The following is a 19666-nucleotide window of genomic DNA, read 5'->3' as shown; positions in this document are numbered from 1 at the left end:
CCTCGCGAGTTCTCGCGGAGTTCAGCCTTTCGGAGCTGTCAAAGACAGGAGAGCGTGAAGATGCTCGAGAGCGAGGCACCAGCGACGATGTCGCGCATGCCGGCGCTGCCCATCTCGGACTTGGCGCCCTCGCTGCCCACCTTCAGGATCTCGGCGGCGGCGCGGCCTTCCGGATAGCGGAGGTCGGAGTTCACGACGAGCGCGCGGCGCAGCGGGATCGTGAAGAGCACGCCGAGGCAGCCGCCGCAGGCGCAGAGCAGCAGCGTCTGCAGGAGCGGGAAGTTCTGCCAGTAGCCGAGCATGACGAGGCCCGGGAGCACGAAGATCACCGCGGAGAGCGTGCCTGCCGCGCTCGCCTCGGTCTGCACCATGTTGTTCTCGAGGATGTTCGAGTTGTGGCAGAGGCGCAGGATGGCCATCGAGATGATGGCGGCCGGGATGGAGGAGGAAAACGTCATGCCGACCTTGAGGCCGAGGTAGACGTTGGAGGCGGTGAAGATCACGGTGATGAGCGCACCGAGGATCATGCCTCGCAGGGTGAGTTCAGGCAGCGACGGCTCGATGACCGAACCGACGGACTTTGAATCCATTTTCGGGAGACTCCTGTTTCTTCGCGACGCGCCATCTCCGTCAATGAGAGACACGCCGTCGACGCCGATGCATCCGATGATTACGGGCAGATGCCGGGTGCACGGGAGGATCGGCAGATTATCGGGAAATGCCCGATTATAAGGAGATGTCTCTAGTGCACTTTCTCCCCCATTGGGAGTATGGCGCCCGGTGCGCAGGAATGACACCCGCTGACAGATGCCGCCGGGATTCGGAACGGTCTGCCGTATTGAACCTGGTGTCTCTGAATTACAAAAAGCCCCCGGCATCCAGAGGATCTGCCGGAGGCTTCCCGAAGGTCACCGCGGAGAGAGCGCGTGATTCACCGCGCTCCCGGTGCGGGCTTCGATCACTGCTGCGTCGGGACCTTGCCGACGACGCACTTGACGAGCCAGCCCATGTTGAGGAGCGTGTTGTCGTCGCACTTCACGCCGTCCTTGACGACGAGATTGCCCTCGTTGTCGGTGATCGGACCCGTGAACGGGCTGAAGCTGCCCTTCTCCATGCCCTCGTAGGCCGCGCGGATCTTCTCGATCGCGGACTGCGGCGCGCTCGGGGCGATGTCGGCGAGATTCGTCATGTGCTCGGGGATGCCGCCCCAGACGTTGTGCGTCTTCCAGGTGCCGTCAAGCACGGCCTGGATGCGGCCGGCGTAGTAGGCGTCCCAGTTCTGCACGACGCCCGCGAGGAGATGATTCGGGGCGATGCGCTTCATGGCGGTGTTGTAGCTGATCACGGGCACGCCGAGCTCCTCGCAGGTCGAGGCGACGGCGGGCGAGTCGGTGTGGTGCGTGAGCACGTCGGCCTGCTGGCCCACGAGCGTCTTCGTCGCGTCGGCTTCCTTGCCCGGGTCATACCAGGAGGAGGTCCAGACGACGCGGACCTCGATGTTCGGATTGACGCTCCGCGCGCCGAGCGTGAAGGCGTTGATGCCCTGGAGCACCTCGGGGATCGGCACGGCGGCGACGTAGCCGAGGACATTGCTCTTCGTCGTGGCGCCCGCGAGGATGCCGGCGAGGTAGCGGGCCTGGTAGAAGCGGGCCGTGTAGACGGCGACGTTCTCGGCGGTCTTGTAGCCCGTGGCGTGCTCGAACTTGACGTCCGGGAACTCCTTGGCGACCTTGAGGATCGAGTTCATGTAGCCGAACGAGGTCGCGAAGATGAGCTTGTTGCCCTGCTCCGCGAGGTCGCGCAGAACTCGCTCGGAGTCCGCGCCCGCGGGGATGTTCTCGACGGCCGTGACCTGGATCTTGTCGCCGAACTGCTTCTCCATCGCCTGGCGGGCGAGATCATGCTGGCGCGACCAGCCTTCCTCGCTCGCGGGGCTCACGTAGACGAAGGCCACCTTGAGCGGGCCCTGGGCAGCGGGAGCGGCGGCCGGAGCCGCGGCCGTCTTGGGCGCCTCCTCCTTGTCGCCGCAGGCCGCGAGGCTGAGCGTCACGGCGCCGGCGAGGGCGAGTTTGATGAGTACACGCTTCTGCATGATCAGATTCCTTAACGAAGAGAGGTCAGAAAAAAAACGGGGAAATTCCTGTCCGAGGCGAACCGGGGCGGCGAGAGATCGGCCGCCCCTGCCTCATGGCATTGTCACTTGGCGGTCGGGAGCTTGCCCGCGACGCCCTCGACGAGGTAGCCCATCGAGAGCAGATGCTCGTCGGTGGCCTTCACGCCCGCCTCGAGCTGCACCTTGCCCGTGTTGTCGACGACCGGGCCCGTGAACGGATGGAGCTCACGCGAGGCCATGCGCTTCATCGTGTCGGCGATGTCCTTCGTGACAGCCTCGGGCGCGGTCTTCGCGATCTCGACGAGACCGATCATGCCCTCGGGAGCGCCGCCCCAGACGGACTGCGACTTCCAGGTGCCGTCCATCACGGCCTGGATGCGGCCTGCGTAGAACTCGTCCCAGATGTGGATGACGCCGCCCAGGAGCATCGTCGGCGCGGCGCGCTTCATCGCGGTGTTGTAGCTCAGCACCGGGACCTTCGCCTCCTCGCAGGTCGAGGCGACCGCGGAGGAGTTGGTGTGGTGCGTGAGCACGTCGCAGCCCTGGCCGATCAGGGACTTCGTCGCGTCGGACTCCTTGCCCGGGTCGTACCAGGCCGAGGTCCAGACGACGTGCACCCTGGCGTCCGGGTTGACGCTCCTCACGCCGAGCGTGAAGGCGTTGATGCCCTGGAGCACCTCGGGGATGGGAATGGCGGCGACATAGCCGATCTTCCCGGACTTCGTGGTGGCGCCGGCGAGCTTGCCCGCGAGATAGCGGGCCTCGTAGAAGCGGGCCGAGTAGTTCGAGACGTTCTCGGCGGTCTTGTAGCCGGTGGCGTGCTCGAACTTGACGTCCGGGAACTCCTTGGCGACCTTGAGCACGGCGTTCATGTAGCCGAAGGACGTCGCGAAGATGATCTTGTTGCCCTGCTGCGCGAGGTCACGCAGAACGCGCTCGGCGTCGGCGTTCTCCGGGATGTTCTCGACGGTCGTCACCTGAATGCGGTCGCCGAACTTCTTCTCGACGGCCTGGCGCGCGAGGTCATGCTGCGTGGACCACCCTTCCTCGTTGGCGGGGCTCACGTACATGAACGCGACCTTGAGGGGGCCGGTGCTCTTGGCGGGCTCGGCCGCGGCGGGGGCGGCGGCGGTCTTCGCGGGCTCGGTCTTCTCACCGCAGGCGGTGAGGGCGAGCGCGGCGGCACCGGCAAGGGCAAGCTTGAAGGCATATCGCTTCTGCATTCGGGGAATCTCCGGAAAAAAGCCAGTGGATAAGGATAAAAAAGTGAGTGAACGCTTACCCGCGCGGCACGAACGTGCGGCCGAGCGAGGCGGGAACGTTGAGGCGGATCCAGACGGGGTTGCGCGAGATGAGCACGAGCACGAGGATCGTCGCGAGGTAGGGCGTCATCGCCATGAACTGCGGCGAGATGCTGATGCCCATGCCCTGGAAGGCGAACTGCAGCATCGTCACGCCGCCGAAGAGGTAGGCGCCGATGACGACGCGCGCCGGACGCCAGGTGGCGAACGTGACGAGCGCGAGCGCGATCCAGCCGCGGCCCGCGGTCATGCCCTCGACCCAGAGGGGCGTGTAGACGAGCGAGAGGTAGGCGCCCGCGACGCCGGCGCAGAGCGCGCCGAAGATCACCGCGCAGAGACGAATCTTGAGCACGGGGAAGCCGAGCGCATAGGCCGAGTTCGGCTCCTCGCCGACGGCGCGGAGCACGAGGCCCGCGCGGGTGCGGAAGAGGAACCACCAGACGGCGAAGATGAGGAGGAGCGCGCCGTACACGAGCGGGTGCACCGAGAAGAGCGCCTCGCCCACGAAGGGAATGTCCTTGAGACCGGGGATGCCTGACATCGCGCGCTCGTCGAGGGCCTGGCCCTGGAGGGGCTTCCCGATGAAGGCCGAGAGGCCGGTGCCGAAGAGCGTGAGCGCGAGACCGGCGGCGTACTGGTTCGCGTGCATGCCGAGCGTGAAGAAGGCGAAGAGCAGTCCGAGGAGGATGCCGACGCCCGCTCCCGCGAGGAAGCCGAGCGCGAAGCTGCCCGTGGCGAACGTGGTCGAGAAACCGACGACGGCGCCCATGAGCATGATGCCCTCGATGCCGAGGTTGAGCACGCCCGACTTCTCATGGATGACGATGCCGGCCGCGGCGATGAGGAGCGGCGTTCCGGCGTTGAGCGTGCTGGAGATGATCGAAGCTGCGAGAGACATGGTCAGTTGCCCTCCTTCGTGCGGGCGGAGGAGAAGCCGCGCCAGGAGAGACGGTAGAGGATCATCGTGTCACAGGCGAGGATGAAGAAGAGGAGCAGGCCCTGGTAGACGCCCGTGATCGAGCTCGGCAGCCCGAGGCGGCTCTGGGCGAGCTCGCCGCCCAGGTAGAAGAGCGCCATCACGAAGGCGGCCGGGATGCAGCCGAGGGGCGAGAGGCGCCCCACGAAGGCCACGATGATCGCGGCGAAGCCGTAGCCCGGGGAGATGTTCGGGGTGAGCTGGCCCAAGGGGCCCGAGGCCTCGATGCCGCCCGCGAGGCCGGCGAGCGCGCCGCTGATGAGCATCGACGCCCAGATGAGCTTGCCCGGATGGTAGCCCGCGTAGCGTGCCGCCAGCGGCGCCATGCCGGAGACCTTGAACTGGAAGCCCAAGGCCATGCGGTCCATCAGGAGCCAGATGCCGACTGCGGAGATGAGCGCGAGAAGGGCGCCCAGGTGCAGACGCGTGCCGGAGAGCACCGGCAGCAGCGCCCCGGACTCAAAGAGCGCCGTCTGCGGGAAGCCGAAGCCCTGCGGATCGCGCATCGGGCCCTGCACGCACCAGGCGAGCAGGAGCTGCGCGACGTAGACGAGCATCAGCGAGACGAGGATCTCGTTCGCGTGGAACTTGTGGCGAAGGAGCGCCGTGATGCCGCCCCAGACCGCGCCGCCCGCGGCGGATGCGAGCATGACGACGACAACGTACCACTTGCCGAAGGAGGGATCGCAGGCGAGCGCCGCGATGCCGCCCGTGATGGCGCCCACGACGAGCTGGCCCTCGGCGCCGATGTTCCAGATGTTCGACTTGAAGCAGACGACGAGGCCCACGGCGCAGAGCAGGAGCGGCGTCATCTTGACGCCCACCTCGGTCCAGCCGCGCAGGCTGTCGAGCGGAGCGATGAAGAAGATCGAGAGCGCGCGCCAGGGATCCTGGCCGAGCGCGGCGAAGAGGATGAAGCCCGTGAGGACCGTGAGCAGCAGTGCGATGAGCGGTGAGAGCAGTGCAAAAGACCGGGCTCGCTCGGGGCGCGGGGTCATGGCAATGGGAAACTGAGCCATTTTTTATCAGGCCTCCGCGTTGTTCTTGGAGAAGGGGGAGTCGGGCCAGAGGCCGGACATCCAGCGGCCGACTTCCTCGACCGTGAGGGTGTTCTTCGGAACGACGGGCGAGAGCGCGCCGCGGTACATCACGCCGATGCGGTCGGAGATCTCGAAGAGCTCGTCGATTTCCTCGCTCACGACGATGATGGCGGCGCCGTCGTCGCGCAGGCGTATGAGGCTGTTGCGGATCACGGCCGCCGCGCCCACGTCAACGCCCCAGGTCGGCTGATGCACGAGGAGCACGCGCGGACGGTTGAGAATCTCGCGGCCCATGATGAACTTCTGCAGGTTGCCGCCCGAGAGGCTGCCGGCCGCCTTCTCGGGGCCGGTGGTCTTCACGTGGAAGCGCTCGATGATCTTGTTGGCGAACGTCTTCGCCTTGGCCCTCATGATGAAGCCGCCGCGGACGAGCGAATCGCTCGTGAGGAAGTTGTTCGCCGTGAGCGAGAGCTCCGGCACCGCGGCGTGGCCGAGGCGCTGCTCGGGCACGTAGCGCAGGCCCGAGAGACGGCGCCCGTAGGTGTCGAGGTCGCCCACGGGGCGGCCGAAGAGCTTTACATGATCGGGCTCGGTCGGGCGTTCGCCGGCGGCGGCGCCCATGAAGATCGACTGGCCGTTGCCGGAGATGCCGGCGATGCCGACGATCTCGCCGGCGCGCACCGAGACGTTGACGTCGCTGATGCCGCAGACGCGGGTCGTGCCGGGGACGGTCACGTTGTTCATCTCGAAGATCACGTCGCCCGTCCTGCCGGAGGATTCACTCACCTTCGGAGGATCGTTGCCGATCATCAGACGCGCGAGCGCATCCTCGGTCTCAGCCTTCGGATCGACGCTCGCGACCGCGCGGCCGGCGCGGAGCACCACGCAGCGGTCAGCGAGCTCGCGGATCTCGTCGAGCTTGTGGGAGATGAAGAGAATCGAGACGCCCTCGTCGGCGAGCTTGTGCAGCGTCGTGAAGAGCTTGCGCACGGCCTGGGGCGTGAGCACCGAGGTCGGCTCGTCAAGAATGAGGAGCTTCGGGTGGGTCATCAGGGCGCGGAGAATCTCGACGCGCTGGCGCTCGCCCATGGAGAGTTCCATCACGACCGCCTTCGGATCCACCTCAAGGCCGTAGCGCTCGCCGAGCGAGCGGATTTCGTTCTCGATCTGCGAGGGCGAGAGGTTTCCCGTGAGACCGAGCGCCACGTTCTCCGTGACGGTGAGCGTGTCAAAAAGCGCGAAGTGCTGGTGGACCATCGCAATGCCGAGCTCGCGGGCCTGCGCGGGGCTCTCGACCGCGAGCGGCTTGCCGTCGAAGGAGATCTCTCCCTCGTCGGGGCGCACCGCGCCGTAGATGATCTTCATGAGGGTCGACTTGCCGGCGCCGTTCTCGCCGAGGATGGCGAGCACCTCACCGGGTGCGATGTCGAGCGTCACGCCGTCGTTGGCGACGATGCCCGGGTAGCGCTTCGTTATGTTTCGAAGGCTCAGTCTTGTTGTCATGCCGAGAGTCCGTGAGTTCCGGCGTCTTGTCGGGGGAGTGAACGCCGCGGGAATTGAATGGATTACGGTCTGAGAAACGCCGGCTCCGGGTGAGAGTCACAGTGGGCCCCCGGGGCCGTCGCCCCGAAAACCGCACGGTCTCACGGAACCGCCGTTTTTGAAGCCCTTCATTGTAACTTGTTCGATGAGACTCCTTCGCCCCGCCACAAGGGGTAGGCGGTATGCCTTGCCCGGCCTCCGGCCCGGTTCATCCATGCCGGCTTAATACCGTATTCTTGGTATCTTTCAATTCTGCTCTTGCACTTCGGGCGCGATCGATGCAGAATGCCACTTCTCAGTGCGCCAGTAGCTCAGTTGGATAGAGTATCTGGCTACGAACCAGAGGGTCGTGGGTTCGAATCCTGCCTGGCGCACCACAGATCATCATCGCTTTGACGCGTACGGAACAATGGCGCGGAGAAGTGGCAGAGAGGTCGAATGCACACCCCTGCTAAGGGTGCAGGTCCAAAATAGCGGGCCTCGAGGGTTCGAATCCCTCCTTCTCCGCCATTGTCCCCGACTCGGACGAAGCGAAAAACTAAAAGCCTCACGGTATGAAGCCGCGGGGCTTTTGTTTTATCAGCGCCTTGCAGCGCCTGAAGGCGCGAAAAGAAAGGGAGCGCCGGGACCAGATGTTGTCCCGCGCCCCCTCTTCTATTAGAGACCGTCTGAGAAGTGATCAGCCGCGCTTCGCGAGCAGTTCCTTCACCCAGAAGATGCCGCAGATCGTCTTCACGTCCGTGATGCGTCCGTCGGTCGCCATGCGCACGGCCTCGTCGAAGGGAACGCGCCAGACCTCGAGGTTCTCGCCCTCGTCGAGCTTCTGCTCGGTCTCGGAAAGGCCCTCGGCGAGGTAGATCACGATGTGCTCGTTGCTGTAGCCGATGGCATTGTTGATCACGCCGAGCCGCGTGAAACGCTCGGCCTCGACGCCGCACTCCTCGATGAGCTCGCGGCGGGCGCAGTCAAGTTCGTCCTCGCCCGGGTCGATCTTGCCCGCGGGAAGCTCCCAGAAGCTCTGGCGCAGCGGATGGCGCCACTGGCGCTCGAGAAGGATCGTGCCGTCCTCGCCGAGGGCGGCCATCGCGGCTGCGCCGCCGTGGGAGAGATAGAGGCGCTGCGAGTGCCCGCCGTCGGGCAGCGTGATCTGGTCACGCACGAGCCTGACGAACTTGCCGTCAAAGAGAACCTCCTGGGAGGTGGTGCGCTCCTCAAGGGGGTCGTTGTCGCGCTTCGCATAGGGCGCGGGAAGCTGAATCAGCGGATAGCGGCTCATGAGAGTTCGGTCGGAGGTGGTTGAGAAAGAGTATTCGTCGAAGCTTCTAAATGTACCGCGCCCCGGCGTCCTGCGCTCGGGCCGCTGCGCTCTTAGAATGAGCGGACTTCACACAAACGCTCTCCTTCATCAAGAGCAGGACCAAGAAAGAAAAGAAATGAGCCTTACCGTAATGAACATTGAGGAGGCGCGCGAGCTCGAGGCCCGCTGCGCCAACCGCATGGGTCTTGACACCCTGATGCGCCGCGCCGGCGCCTTCGCCGCCGAGTTCATCGTGAGCCGCGTGCCCTCCGGTCACGCCGTTCTGGTCGCCGGTCCGGGCAACAACGGCGGCGACGCGATCGTCTGCGCGATGGAGCTCAAGGAGCGCGGCTTCTCGGTCGAGCTCGTGCTCCCGGGCGGCGAACCGAAGACGGATCTCGCGCGCGAGATGCTCGCCGAGTGGCGCGCCAAGGGCGGCACCACGCTGCAGGACCCCTACATGGCGCAGAAGGCCGACGTCGTCGTCGACGGCCTCTTCGGCACGGGTCTCGTGCGTCCGATCACGGGCGACTACCTCGACGCGCTCCTCTGGTTCAACGAGCGCATGGGCTTCAAGGTCGCGCTTGACGTTCCGTCGGGTCTCAACAGCGAGACGGGCCGCTGGGTCGGCACCGTCCCGGGCGTTCACGCCGACGCCACCGTCACCTTCCTCTCGCACAAGTCCGGCCTCTTCATGAACGAAGGCGCCGATGCCGCGGGCGAGGTCGTGATGAGCGAGCTTGACGTCTCGGTGCCGCTCACGCGCCTCGGCGTCATCGACGCTTCCGACTACGAGCACATTCTCCTCACCCGCCCGAACTTCTCGCACAAGGGCACCTTCGGCCACCTCGCCGTCGTGGGCGGCGCCGCGGGTCACGTGGGCGCCGCGCTTCTCGCCGCGCGCGCCGGCCTGCGCATGGGCGCGGGAACGGTCACCGTCGAGCTCCTCGCCGAGACCGCCCCGGCCGTCGACCCGGTCGCTCCGGAGCTGATGTTCTCCCGTGCCCCGCTCGACTTCAGCCGCTTCACCGCCGCCGTCATCGGACCGGGCCTCGGCACCACCCCGAAGGCCCGCGAGCGCCTCGTGGCCGCGCTCAACTCCGAGTGCCCGCTCGTCATCGACGCCGACGCGCTCAACCTCATCGCCGCGGACAAGGATCTCCTCACGACGCTGCTGCACCGCACGGTCGCCACCGTCATCACCCCGCACGAGGTCGAGGGCGCACGTCTGCTCCACGTCGAGCCGAAGACCATCCAGGCCGACCGCGTCAACGCCGTGCGCGACATCGCGCTGCAGACCGGCGCGATCACGGTCCTCAAGGGACCGGGCACGCTCGTCGCGATGCGCTCCTCGCGCACCTGGCTCTCGTCGATCGGCACGGGCTCGCTCGCGACCGCCGGCAGCGGCGATGTCCTCGCCGGCATGATCGGCTCCTTCTTCGCGCAGCACTACGACACGGTCGAGTCCGTCCTCGGCGCCGTGAGTCTGCACGCCCGCGCGGGCGCGGAGCGCCTCGCCGGCCTCACGGCCGGGGAGATCGCCCCCGCCGCCGCGGCCATCCTTGAGGAGGAGCGCCGCAACCGTCGCCGCCGCTTCTGACAGCCCGCACGCTTCGGACTGACCTCCAGAACGCCGCCCGTGACTTCAACGCTCACGGGCGGCGTTCGCGTTTTCCCGGACCGCAGGTACAGCAGATGTTAAGAGTTGTGCGCGTTCTCACGTTTTGTTGCAAGCCTCACGGTTTCGTAATGCCTTCGGGAGCCCGTCGCCCGTATAGTACGTTCCATCAACGGTTTCGCCGAGAGAACGAATCGCGTTGAGTTTCTCCTGACTTAAGGTTGAGAAAATTGAGGGTTGAGCCTCGCGAGTGATGGGAAAAAGCTCGCGAGGTTTTTTTTCGCTTTCGGAACACGGGCTGAAAACTTTCCGAACCTCTCCCAACGATTTGTTGCAAGCTTCACGATTCTGCAATGCCCGCGACAGGCCTCCTTCTGTATAGTTCATTCAACAGACGAGTTCCGGGTGAGAGCGGAACTTCCACTGTGAGTCTCTCCTGACTTTTGGGTTGAGAAAATTGAGGGTTGGGCCTCGCGGGTGCCGGGAAAACACCTGCGAGGCTTTTTTTTCGTCCGTGCATCCTGAAAGCGGACGCCAGGACGCGAAACCGCCTTCTCCAAGCGGAATCAACGTCTTGTTGCATTCCTCACGATTTCGAAAAGCCTTTCGGCTAAAAGTCCCTGTATAGTTCATCTCACAGTGAGGGAACGGAAGAGAGAACGGTTTCTCGCTGTGAGTTTCTCCTGACTTTTGGGTTGAAAAAATTGAGGGTTGAGCCTCGCGGGTGAAGGGAAAACACCTGCGAGGCTTTTTTTATTCTGCCATCCAGGATGTCCAATAACACGTTTTGTTGCAGGACTCACGGATGAGTTACCCCTGACGGGCGCTCCCGCGGGTATAGTTCATCTCAAGCAGACGGGCGATTGAGAGTTCCGCCCGGATGTCTTTTCTCCTGATAGGTTGAGAAAATGAGGGTTGAGCCTCGCGAACGCCGGGAAAACGTTCGCGAGGTTTTTTTTCGACTTATTGGGAAGCAGGATCCTGAGATCCAATACCTTCTGCAGCCTGCTGACGTCGCGCCCTGCGAGGAAGCCGGCAGGTACCCCGTCAATGCGGTACGCGCGGCACTCGCCCGGGCAGAGCTTTTGCTTCGTTTCCGTCAGGCGCGCCACCCGTGCAGTTCCCCGGGCCGCGCTGAATTCCTGCCGTAGCGTAAAACGCCCTCCGGGACACTCCGAGCCGCTGAAGAGCGGAGTTTCCCGCCGAAATGCCCGGGCAGGAAGGCTTTCAGGGCGCGTTTATTCCCGTGTTTCTGCACTATGCTTCGCTTCTGCGGGTTCCCGTCTCCCAGACTCTGAGCGAGAGCCGTTTTTCGCACAAGATTGATCCTGAGTTCCGGTCATGACCAACGGCATTTCTCCTTCCGGCCTTCCCTGGCCCTTCCCGCGCATCCTCGCGCACCGCGCCGGCGGCGTTCTCGCCCCCGAGAACACTCTCGAGGCCTTCCGCACCGGCCTCATCCACGGCTACCGCGGCGTCGAGACCGATGCGATGCTCACGCGCGACGGCGTTCCCGTGCTGATGCACGACGAGAAGTTCGGCCGCACGATCCGCGACGACAGCCGCAGCGTTCCCGAGCTCACCGCCGATGAGCTGAGGAAGCTCGACGCCGGCGGCTGGCACTCCCCCTTCTGGTACGGCGTCCATCCGCCGCTTCTCTCGGACGCGCTCGAGTGGTGCCGCAGGAACGGCATGTGGCTGAACCTTGAGATCAAGCCCGCCAAGGGGCATGAGTTCGAGACGGGCCTCACCGTGGCCACGGCCGTCGCCGAGGCCTACAGCGATGTGATCTCGCCCAACGGCGATCAGCAGGCGAACGTCTCGAAGGCGGCGCCGCTGCTCTCCTCCTACTCCCGCGAGGCGCTCTCCGCCGCCCGCGAGGCCGCTCCCTACCTGCCCCGCGCGCTCCTCGTCGATGACGTTCCCGCCGACTGGCGCCGCGCCTGCGAGACCCTCGGCTGCGTCTCGCTCAACGCGGACTGGCGCTTCCTCACGCCCGACCTCTGCCGGCAGATCAAGGAGGCCGGTCTCTGGCTCTTCGCCTACACGCCCAACGACCGCGACACCATCCTGAAGCTCTTCCGCATGGGCGTCGACTCGGTCTGCACCGACCGGCTCGACCGCGTGCCGCCGGTCCTCTGAGAACACCAATCGAGTTTCTCCCCCGCAGCCGCGTGATTTCCCCCGGGGATTCACGCGGCTCCTGTTTATCCGGGCGAGGCCCGGATCAGCAGCCGACGCCTCTCGATGTCAGTCACATTTAAGCGGTGTGCCCTTATACTCACTAGATACTTCTACTTAGAAACGCCCACCGCACCTGTCCGCCAGCCCCGAGGCCGACCGTGCCCTCGAGGAAACACCCCATGCTCCGCCGCACCTTCCTTGCCTCGGCCGCCCTTCTGGCCGGAGCCGCAGTCCTGCCTGCCGCCGCTTTCGCGGCCGATGACGACGAGGACTACATCACACTCGAGAAGCCCCTTCCCGGCGGGGCCGGCAAGATCGTCAAGATCTGGGCCTATGACTGCCCCTTCTGCTTCCGCTACGACACGGGCGTCGACCCCAAGGCGATGCCGCTCGCGGAGAAGGAGACGGGCCTGAAGTTCGACATGTACCACCTCGAGACCCGGGGCAAGTACGGCCGCACGGCCACCGAGCTCTTCGCCTGGTGCCGCCTGCAGGACGAGGCCGCGGGCCGGTCCATGGAGGACGAGACTTCGCTCTTCAGGAAGTCGAAGGACGCGGTCTACAAGGCCTATCACCGCCAGGGCTACCGCTGGCCCGAGGGCGAGGAGGCGTTCCTCGAGACGGCCCTGAAGCCCGTGGGGCTCACTGCGGAAGCCTTTGCCGCCGCCCGCGTGACGCCCGAGGTGCAGGCGCTCGCCGACCTCTGGAAGAGCTCGCTTGAGACGGCGCGCCTGCAGGGGATACCGGCCTATGTCGTCAACGGCCGCTACCTGATCCTCACAAAGCGCATCCGCTCTGTGCGGGGCTTCGTGGACCTCGTCGCCGAGCTCTCGAAGAAACCTCTCTAAAAGGAGCAGGCCGCCATGTCCGTGCCGCTCATCTCACGCCCCGGGGCCCTGGCAAGATCCCGCCTGCCCTGGCTCGTCATCGCGTTCCTCGCCGGGCTCATCGTCCTCATCTCGCATGAGGTCTTCCAGAAGTGGCTTTACATGAGACCATGCGAGCTCTGCGTCTACATCCGCTTCGCCCTCACCGTGCTCGGACTCGCTGCGCTCGTCACCGCGGCCGCGCCGCGCCTCTTGCCGCTCAGGATCCTCGGCTACGTCGGAGGCGCCGCCGCCAGCGTCTACGGGCTCCTCACGACGATCCGCCTGCAAGGCATCCATCATGCGCTCCGCAGCGACGACCCCGAGGCGCTCTTCGGGTTCGAGGGCTGCTCGCTCGAGCCGCGCTTTCCCTTCGGGTTCCCTGCCGAGCGCCTCGCCCCTGACTGGTTCCAGCCCACGGGCGAGTGCGGCTACGACCTCCCCGACGTCCCCGCCGGGACCGAGCTCTCCCCGCTCCAGGAGCGGCTCATCGAGCTCTACCGCGAGTCGGGCGGCTGGTACCTGATCCCCGACGCGGAGTTCATGACGATGGCCGACTCGGCGTTCCTCGCCTTCTCGGTCACGCTCGTCATCCTCGGCGTGCTCGCCCTCGGCGACGTGCGCCGCGCCCGCGAGACCGTCTAAAGTCACTCAGAGCAGAGACGGCAAAGCCCGGGGAGTTTCGGCTCACCCGGGCTTCATTGTCTCTGTGAATCGTCTGCCGGTCAGTCGGCGTCGCTCGGGAGCGGCACACCCGAGACGATCGCGCGCAGACCCTCGGGCTCGAAGATGCGCACGTGCTTCTGGTTCACCTCGATCAGGCCGTCATGCGAGAAGCGCGAGAGCACGCGGCTCACGGTCTCGAGCTTCAGGCCGAGGTAGGAGCCGATCTCGGCGCGCGTCATGCGCAGCACGAACTCGCTCCTCGAATAGCCGCGCTGCTCGAAGCGCTGCGAGAGCGAGAGCAGGAACGCCGCGAGGCGCTCCTCGGCATGCATGGAACCGAGCAGCAGCATCACGCCGTGCTGGCGGACGATCTCGCGCGAGAGCAGACGCATCACGTGGCCGCCCATGGAGCGCATGGAGGTCGCGGCGTCCTCAAGCTTCGCGTAGGGGATGATGCAGACCTCGGTGTCCTCGAGCGCGAGCACGTCGCTCGAGTGCACGCCGCTCGCGATACCGTCGAAGCCGATCATCTCGCCGGCCATGTAGAAGTTCGTCACCTGCTCGCGGCCGTCGCTGCTCATCACGGTGCTCTTCAGGAACCCGAGACGGACCGCATAGAGGTTCTCGAACCGGTCGCCGGCCCTGAAGAGGGCGTCTCCGCGCTTGATGCGGCGGCGGGAGGTCACGAGGTCCTCAAGGCGCTCGATCTCCTTGAGCGTGAGCCCGGTGGGCAGGCACGCCTCACGGAGACTGCAGTTAGAACAGGCAACGCGCAACGCCGAAAGATTGATCACAACAACTCCTCTGGGGTCCCTTTTGAGCGCCGGGGGTCGGACGCCCTCTGAGGGGTTCCGCGACACTTTTGCGGGGCACCCGGGGCGACCCGCGCTGGCACGCGGCGTACAGCTAATTTTCGAATAATCTCGTGCGCCTAGAATCACATTCCGGCGACTGGCAGGCCTGCCCCGGCAGGGAATTTGCCCGGATTGCCCCAGGGCTTCCTCGCGTTGATCGACGTCAATAAAGCTGATCTTGCCTACCGAATAATAACAGGAAGCTTAACCTAAATCATATAACTAGAGACCCGTGACGATGACGAATCCGGAAACCAGCGGCGTTGAGCTGCCCGAGATGGAACTGCTCAAGAAGTTCGACGTACCCGCGCCGCGCTACACCTCCTACCCGACCGCTGACCGCTTCAACGCCTCCTTCGGCCCGGCCGACTACGAGAAGGCCCTCGCCGGCCGCGGCTCCGCGGCCGAGCCCGCGCCGCTCTCGCTCTACGTCCACGTGCCGTTCTGCAACGACGTCTGCTTCTACTGCGGCTGCAACAAGATCGTCACGCGCGACCACAGCCGCTCGGCCGCCTACATCGAGATGATCGGCCGCGAGTGCGACCTCGTGAAGGAGCACATCACGGGCAGCCAGGAGCTCGAGCAGCTGCACTTCGGCGGCGGCACGCCGACCTTCCTCACCGAGGACGAGTTCGAGCTCATGATGGAGACGCTCACGAAGCGCTTCCCGCTCGCCAAGGCGGGCGGCGAGTTCTCGATCGAGGTCGATCCGCGCACCTGCAACCCCGACAAGGTGAAGACGCTGCGCAAGGTCGGTCTCAACCGCATGTCGCTAGGCGTCCAGGACTTCAACCCCGACGTGCAGAAGGCCGTCAACCGCATCCAGCCCTTCGAGATGACGAAGGAGACGATGGACGCCGCGCGCGCCGAGGGATTCGAATCGATCAACATGGATCTCATCTACGGTCTCCCGAAGCAGACCCGCGAGACCTTCTCGAAGACGATCGACCAGGTGCTCGAGCTCTCGCCCGACCGCATCGCGCTCTACCACTACGCGCACCTGCCGAACCACTTCAAGGCCCAGCGCCGCATTCTGCCCGCCGACCTTCCCGACACCGTCGAGAAGGTGAACATCATGTTCGACGCCATCACGCGCCTCACGCAGAACGGCTACCGCTACATCGGCATGGACCACTTCGCCAAGCACGACGACGAGCTCTCGAAGGCCCAGGTCGAAGGCACGCTGCAGCGCAACTTCCAGGGCTACTCGACGAAGGCCGAGTGCGACATGGTGGCGCTCGGCGTCTCCGCGATCTCGAAGATCGGCGGCGCCTACGCCTGCAACCCGCGCGAGCACGAGGACTGGCAGGCCGCCATCAGCGAGGGCCGTCTCGCGACGAACCGCGGCTACCTGCTCTCCGGCGACGATGAGCTTCGCCGCTACGTGATCATGCAGATCATGTGCAACTTCGAACTGCGCAAGAAGGACGTCGAGGAGCGCTTCGGCATCAACTTCAACGAGACCTTCGCGCTCGAGCTCTCGAAGATGCGCCCCTACGTGAACCATGAGCTCGTCGAGCTCTACGACGACCGCCTCGTCGTGCTCCCGAAGGGCAAGATCTTCGTGCGCGCCGTCGCCATGCAGTTCGACCGGTATCTGCGCGAGTCGAGCCGCGCGGGCGGCTACTCCCGCATCGCCTGACGCCCGGTTCCCGGACTCAGGGCCAGTGAAAGCGGCGCGGCGGACCCTCGCGGGTCCCCGGCGCCGCTTCTCTTTTGGGCCGGCGTCCACCCGGCGCACCCCGGCCGGGACTCCCTGTGGCGCGCAAAGATCCCTCGGACTTTCCTCGAAATGGCTAAAATTATCAGTTTCGGGCGCCGCCGCAGGGGCCTATTCACCGGATCCGAAGCCGGATCAACGGCCGGCTTTCTCCCGCGGCACCCATCTCACTCGCACCGCGTGCCCGTCACCCCGGACAGAGCCCCACGCGCCGTCCCGGCGCGCGGCCCGAGCGGACAGTTTTCTATCCACACCCAGACCTACAACCCATGAAAGTCTCAGACATCCGACGGACCTTTCTGAAGTTCTACGAAAGCAAGGGTCACACCATCGTCGCGTCCAGCCCGGTCGTTCCCGGCAACGATCCGACGCTTCTCTTCACCAACGCCGGCATGAACCAGTTCAAGGACGTGTTCCTTGGCTTCGACAAGCGCAGCTACTGCCGCGCGACGACCTCGCAGAAGTGCATCCGCGCCGGCGGCAAGCACAACGACCTCGACAACGTCGGCTACACCGCCCGCCATCACACCTTCTTCGAGATGCTCGGCAACTTCTCGTTCGGCGACTACTTCAAGAAGGATGCGATCAGCTTCGCCTGGGAGCTGCTCACGCAGCACTTCCACCTGCCGCCCGAGAAGCTCTGGGTGACGGTCTACGCCGAGGATGACGAGGCCTACAACATCTGGCACGAGCAGGTGGGCATCCCCGCCGACCGCATCGTCCGCATCGGCGACAACAAGGGCGCCCGCTACATGTCCGACAACTTCTGGATGATGGGCGACACCGGTCCCTGCGGCCCCTGCTCCGAGATCTTCTACGACCACGGCGAGTCCGTGCAGGGCGGCCCCCCGGGCAGCCCCGACGAGGACGGCGACCGCTACATGGAGATCTGGAACCTCGTGTTCATGCAGTTCTACCGTGACGAGAAGGGCGAGATGCACAAGCTCCCGCGTCCCTCGATCGACACGGGCATGGGCCTCGAGCGCATCGCCACGGTTCTGCAGGGCGTGCACAGCAACTACGACATCGACCTCTTCCAGAACCTGCTCGCCGCCGCCAAGGCCGCCGTCGAGAGCGTCTCCGAGACCGAGGCCGATCCGACGTCGCCGTCGCTGCGCGTCATCGCCGACCACATCCGCGCCTGCGCCTTCTGCGTCGCCGACGGCGTGATCCCGGGCAACGAGGGCCGCGCCTACGTGCTGCGCCGCATCTGCCGCCGCGCCATCCGCCACGGCTACAAGCTCGGCGCCCGCGGCCCGTTCTTCTACAAGCTCGTCGACGCCGTCAGGAAGGAAATGGCCGAGGCCTATCCGGAGCTCAACAATCCCGAGATCCCGAAGGTGATCGAGGAGGAGGAGCGCCGCTTCTTGCTCACGCTCAGCAAGGGCATGGAGATCCTCGACGAGGCCATCGCGAAGAACACCGACGGCGTTCTCGACGGCGAGCTCGTCTTCAAGCTTCACGACACGTACGGCTTCCCCGCGGACCTCACGTGGGACGTGTGCCGCGAGCGCGGCCTCACGGTCAACACCGAGGAATTCGACCGCGCCATGGAGCGCCAGCGCGCCGCCGCGCGTGCCTCGGCCAAGTTCAAGATGTCCCTCGGTCTCGCCTACTCCGGCGCCGACACCGTCTTCACGGGCTACGAGACGCTCGAGGAGAAGGGCGCCGAGGTGATCGCGCTCTACGCCAACGGCGAGCCCGTCGAGAAGGTCGAGGCCGGCAGCGAGTGCGTCGTCGTCTTCAACCGCACGCCCTTCTACGCTGAGTCGGGCGGCCAGGTCGGCGACCAGGGCGAGGCGAAGAACGCCACCTCGATCCTGCGCGTCATGGACACCTTCCGCGTGAAGGCCGCCGTCACCGGCTCGGCCTGCCACGTCGCCGAGGGCTCGGTCTCCGTGGGCGACAGGTTCGACCTCTCGGTCGCCGAGGAGCGCCGCCGCGCCACCGAGCGCAACCACTCGGTCACGCACCTGATGCACTTCGCTCTGCGCACCGTTCTCGGCGACCACGTCGCCCAGAAGGGTTCGCTCGTCACGCCCGAGGCCACCCGCTTTGACTTCTCGTACTCGCGTCCGGTCACCCCGGAGCAGATCGCCGAGGTCGAGCGCATCGTCAACGCCGAGATCCTGCGCAACGTCCCCGTCGTCACCCGTGTGATGCCGATCAGCGAGGCGAAGGACACCGGCGCCATGATGCTCTTCGGCGAGCGCTACGGCGACACGGTCCGCGTGCTTGACATCGGCAAGTCCCGCGAGTTCTGCGGCGGCACGCACGTGCGCGCCACCGGCGACATCGGCCTCTTCAAGATCACCTCCGAGCAGGGCATCGCCGCCGGCGTGCGCCGCATCGAGGCGGTCACCGGCATGAACGCCCTTGCCTGGGTGCAGCACGCCGAGCACCTCATCACGGCCACGGCCCACGAGTTCAAGGCCCCGGTCGATGAGATCCCGACGAAGGCCGCGGACATCATCAACACGGTCCGCACGCTCGAGAAGGGCATTGAGCAGCTCAAGAGCCAGATGGCGAGCAAGGCCGGCGACGCCTTGATCGAGAAGGCCTTCGAGGTGAAGGACGCCCGCGTGCTCCTCGCCCGCCTCGACGGCGCCGACGCCAAGGCGCTGCGCGAGACGATGGACAAGGTGAAGGACAAGCTCGGCACGGCCGTCGCGGTCCTCGCCTCCGCCCAGCCCGACGGCCGCGTGCAGCTCGCCGCGGGCGTCACGAAGAACCTCACGGGCCGCATCAAGGCGGGCGAGCTCGCCAACTTCGTCGCCGGTCTCCTCGGCGGCAAGGGCGGCGGCAAGCCCGACCTCGCCATGGCCGGCGCCGCTGACGCCTCGAAACTGCCCGAGGCGCTCAACGCCGCCCGCGCCTGGATCGAGGAGCGTCTCTGATGACGGACGCCCTCAGCAGCGCGCTTGAGGGCGAGGCCGAGGAGCTCCGGCTTCCCGGCCTCTCCTGCCCGATGCCCGTTCTCCGCGCGAAGAAGGTGCTCGCGAAGCTTGCCTCCGGCGCGCGCCTGCGCGTCTGGAGCACGGATCCGCACAGCCTGCCCGACCTCTCGGACTTCTGCCGCCAGACGGGCCACGGCCTCGTCGCGCAGACCGAGACCGAGGACGAGGGCGGTCACTGGTTCGTGACGCTCATCACCCGCAGAGCGGCCTGAAACAGCATCGCATCAGTCAGGGCCCGGAAGGAATTTTCCTCCGGGCCTTTTCCTTGCCCGCAGGTCCGCCGGAAGCCCTGAAAGAGAGGGGTTTTCGAAAATCCTTGACAAACGGAGAAGACTTCTATATAGTTCGTCCTCTGCAAATTTGAGTGCGCCAGTAGCTCAGTTGGATAGAGTATCTGGCTACGAACCAGAGGGTCGTGGGTTCGAATCCTGCCTGGCGCACCACAAACACTTGCAGAAAAACGCGAGAAGCGAATACGTGCGCCAGTAGCTCAGTTGGATAGAGTATCTGGCTACGAACCAGAGGGTCGTGG

General features: G+C 65.6%; 14 protein-coding genes, 3 tRNA genes and 1 pseudogene. 10 read left to right on the top strand and 8 right to left on the bottom strand.

Annotated elements, in window-relative coordinates:
* Positions 1–47: 47 nt before the first annotated feature.
* From Q4F91_RS08560 to Q4F91_RS08535, 6 genes and pseudogenes are all read right to left on the bottom strand, one after another.
* Positions 48–590 (bottom strand): annotated as a pseudogene (locus Q4F91_RS08560) (OPT family oligopeptide transporter); the annotation flags it as partial.
* Positions 591–958: 368 nt separating this feature from the next.
* Positions 959–2092, bottom strand: coding sequence for a BMP family ABC transporter substrate-binding protein (locus Q4F91_RS08555; protein ID WP_303336688.1), 1134 nt, complete (start codon positions 2090–2092; stop codon positions 959–961).
* Positions 2093–2196: 104 nt separating this feature from the next.
* Positions 2197–3336 (bottom strand): BMP family ABC transporter substrate-binding protein, encoded by a 1140-nt coding sequence (locus tag Q4F91_RS08550; protein ID WP_303336686.1) that lies wholly within the window; start codon positions 3334–3336, stop codon positions 2197–2199.
* Between the two features lie 55 nt (positions 3337–3391).
* Positions 3392–4312: an ABC transporter permease gene (locus Q4F91_RS08545; RefSeq protein ID WP_303336684.1), complete on the bottom strand. Its 921-nt coding sequence runs from the start codon at positions 4310–4312 to the stop codon at positions 3392–3394.
* A gap of 2 nt (positions 4313–4314) precedes the next feature.
* Positions 4315–5409, bottom strand: a complete 1095-nt coding sequence (locus Q4F91_RS08540; protein ID WP_303336682.1) for an ABC transporter permease — start codon at positions 5407–5409, stop codon at positions 4315–4317.
* Between the two features lie 6 nt (positions 5410–5415).
* Positions 5416–6933 carry an ABC transporter ATP-binding protein gene (locus tag Q4F91_RS08535; RefSeq protein WP_303336680.1) on the bottom strand — a complete coding sequence of 506 codons (1518 nt, stop codon included), beginning with the start codon at positions 6931–6933 and terminating at the stop codon, positions 5416–5418.
* A 339-nt stretch (positions 6934–7272) separates the two neighbouring features.
* On the opposite strand from Q4F91_RS08535, the gene Q4F91_RS08530 reads away from it, so the two are divergent.
* Both Q4F91_RS08530 and Q4F91_RS08525 read left to right on the top strand, forming a co-directional pair.
* A tRNA-Arg gene (locus Q4F91_RS08530) sits at positions 7273–7349 on the top strand.
* A 39-nt stretch (positions 7350–7388) separates the two neighbouring features.
* Positions 7389–7482 (top strand) — tRNA-Ser (locus Q4F91_RS08525).
* A 169-nt stretch (positions 7483–7651) separates the two neighbouring features.
* Here the strand turns inward: Q4F91_RS08525 and Q4F91_RS08520 are convergent.
* Entirely contained in the window at positions 7652–8248 is a 597-nt protein-coding gene (locus Q4F91_RS08520) for an NUDIX domain-containing protein (protein WP_303336678.1), read from the bottom strand.
* 157 nt (positions 8249–8405) lie between these two features.
* Between Q4F91_RS08520 and Q4F91_RS08515 the strand changes: the two genes are divergently transcribed.
* The 4 genes from Q4F91_RS08515 to dsbI all read left to right on the top strand — a co-directional run bounded on the left by Q4F91_RS08515 (position 8406) and on the right by dsbI (position 13582).
* Positions 8406–9869, top strand: a complete 1464-nt coding sequence (locus Q4F91_RS08515; RefSeq protein WP_303336676.1) for an NAD(P)H-hydrate dehydratase — start codon at positions 8406–8408, stop codon at positions 9867–9869.
* Between the two features lie 1359 nt (positions 9870–11228).
* Positions 11229–12029 (top strand): glycerophosphodiester phosphodiesterase family protein, encoded by an 801-nt coding sequence (locus Q4F91_RS08510; protein ID WP_303336674.1) that lies wholly within the window; start codon positions 11229–11231, stop codon positions 12027–12029.
* 221 nt (positions 12030–12250) lie between these two features.
* On the top strand, positions 12251–12919 hold the full coding sequence (locus tag Q4F91_RS08505) for a thiol:disulfide interchange protein (RefSeq protein WP_303336672.1): 669 nt from the start codon (positions 12251–12253) through the stop codon (positions 12917–12919).
* A 15-nt stretch (positions 12920–12934) separates the two neighbouring features.
* Complete coding sequence (dsbI, locus tag Q4F91_RS08500; RefSeq protein ID WP_303336671.1) at positions 12935–13582, top strand: protein-disulfide oxidoreductase DsbI; 648 nt, start codon at positions 12935–12937, stop codon at positions 13580–13582.
* 80 nt (positions 13583–13662) lie between these two features.
* Here dsbI and fnr read toward each other — a convergent pair whose 3' ends face one another.
* Complete coding sequence (gene fnr / locus Q4F91_RS08495) at positions 13663–14394, bottom strand: fumarate/nitrate reduction transcriptional regulator Fnr (protein ID WP_303336690.1); 732 nt, start codon at positions 14392–14394, stop codon at positions 13663–13665.
* Between the two features lie 301 nt (positions 14395–14695).
* Between fnr and hemN the strand changes: the two genes are divergently transcribed.
* The 4 genes from hemN to Q4F91_RS08475 all read left to right on the top strand — a co-directional run bounded on the left by hemN (position 14696) and on the right by Q4F91_RS08475 (position 19577).
* Entirely contained in the window at positions 14696–16099 is a 1404-nt protein-coding gene (hemN, locus tag Q4F91_RS08490) for an oxygen-independent coproporphyrinogen III oxidase (protein ID WP_303336669.1), read from the top strand.
* Positions 16100–16446: 347 nt separating this feature from the next.
* The gene (gene alaS, locus Q4F91_RS08485; RefSeq protein ID WP_303336667.1) at positions 16447–19074 is read left to right on the top strand and encodes an alanine--tRNA ligase; all 2628 of its coding nucleotides are present in this window, start codon (positions 16447–16449) and stop codon (positions 19072–19074) included.
* A complete protein-coding gene (locus Q4F91_RS08480; protein WP_303336665.1) occupies positions 19074–19346 on the top strand; it encodes a sulfurtransferase TusA family protein in 273 nt (90 codons plus the stop codon). Before alaS ends, Q4F91_RS08480 begins: the two co-directional genes overlap by 1 nt.
* Before the next feature lie 154 nt (positions 19347–19500).
* Positions 19501–19577, top strand: a tRNA-Arg gene (locus tag Q4F91_RS08475).
* Positions 19578–19666: the final 89 nt, after the last annotated feature.

Source organism: Sutterella sp. (genome assembly GCF_030539355.1).
Lineage (GTDB): Bacteria > Pseudomonadota > Gammaproteobacteria > Burkholderiales > Burkholderiaceae_F > Sutterella.
The sequence above is the reverse complement of the archived record's forward strand: the minus strand, read 5'-3'. Positions and strand labels throughout refer to the sequence as shown.

What these genes read in the sequence shown, in the direction of transcription:
- Q4F91_RS08555 (WP_303336688.1), bottom strand. Translation starts at nt 2,092, where the DNA reads ATGCAGAAGCGTGTACTCATCAAACTCGCCCTCGCCGGCGCCGTGACG.
- Q4F91_RS08550 (WP_303336686.1), bottom strand. Translation starts at nt 3,336, where the DNA reads ATGCAGAAGCGATATGCCTTCAAGCTTGCCCTTGCCGGTGCCGCCGCG.
- Q4F91_RS08545 (WP_303336684.1), bottom strand. Translation starts at nt 4,312, where the DNA reads ATGTCTCTCGCAGCTTCGATCATCTCCAGCACGCTCAACGCCGGAACG.
- Q4F91_RS08540 (WP_303336682.1), bottom strand. Translation starts at nt 5,409, where the DNA reads ATGGCTCAGTTTCCCATTGCCATGACCCCGCGCCCCGAGCGAGCCCGG.
- Q4F91_RS08535 (WP_303336680.1), bottom strand. Translation starts at nt 6,933, where the DNA reads ATGACAACAAGACTGAGCCTTCGAAACATAACGAAGCGCTACCCGGGC.
- Q4F91_RS08520 (WP_303336678.1), bottom strand. Translation starts at nt 8,248, where the DNA reads ATGAGCCGCTATCCGCTGATTCAGCTTCCCGCGCCCTATGCGAAGCGC.
- Q4F91_RS08515 (WP_303336676.1), top strand. Translation starts at nt 8,406, where the DNA reads ATGAGCCTTACCGTAATGAACATTGAGGAGGCGCGCGAGCTCGAGGCC.
- Q4F91_RS08510 (WP_303336674.1), top strand. Translation starts at nt 11,229, where the DNA reads ATGACCAACGGCATTTCTCCTTCCGGCCTTCCCTGGCCCTTCCCGCGC.
- Q4F91_RS08505 (WP_303336672.1), top strand. Translation starts at nt 12,251, where the DNA reads ATGCTCCGCCGCACCTTCCTTGCCTCGGCCGCCCTTCTGGCCGGAGCC.
- dsbI (WP_303336671.1), top strand. Translation starts at nt 12,935, where the DNA reads ATGTCCGTGCCGCTCATCTCACGCCCCGGGGCCCTGGCAAGATCCCGC.
- hemN (WP_303336669.1), top strand. Translation starts at nt 14,696, where the DNA reads ATGACGAATCCGGAAACCAGCGGCGTTGAGCTGCCCGAGATGGAACTG.
- alaS (WP_303336667.1), top strand. Translation starts at nt 16,447, where the DNA reads ATGAAAGTCTCAGACATCCGACGGACCTTTCTGAAGTTCTACGAAAGC.
- Q4F91_RS08480 (WP_303336665.1), top strand. Translation starts at nt 19,074, where the DNA reads ATGACGGACGCCCTCAGCAGCGCGCTTGAGGGCGAGGCCGAGGAGCTC.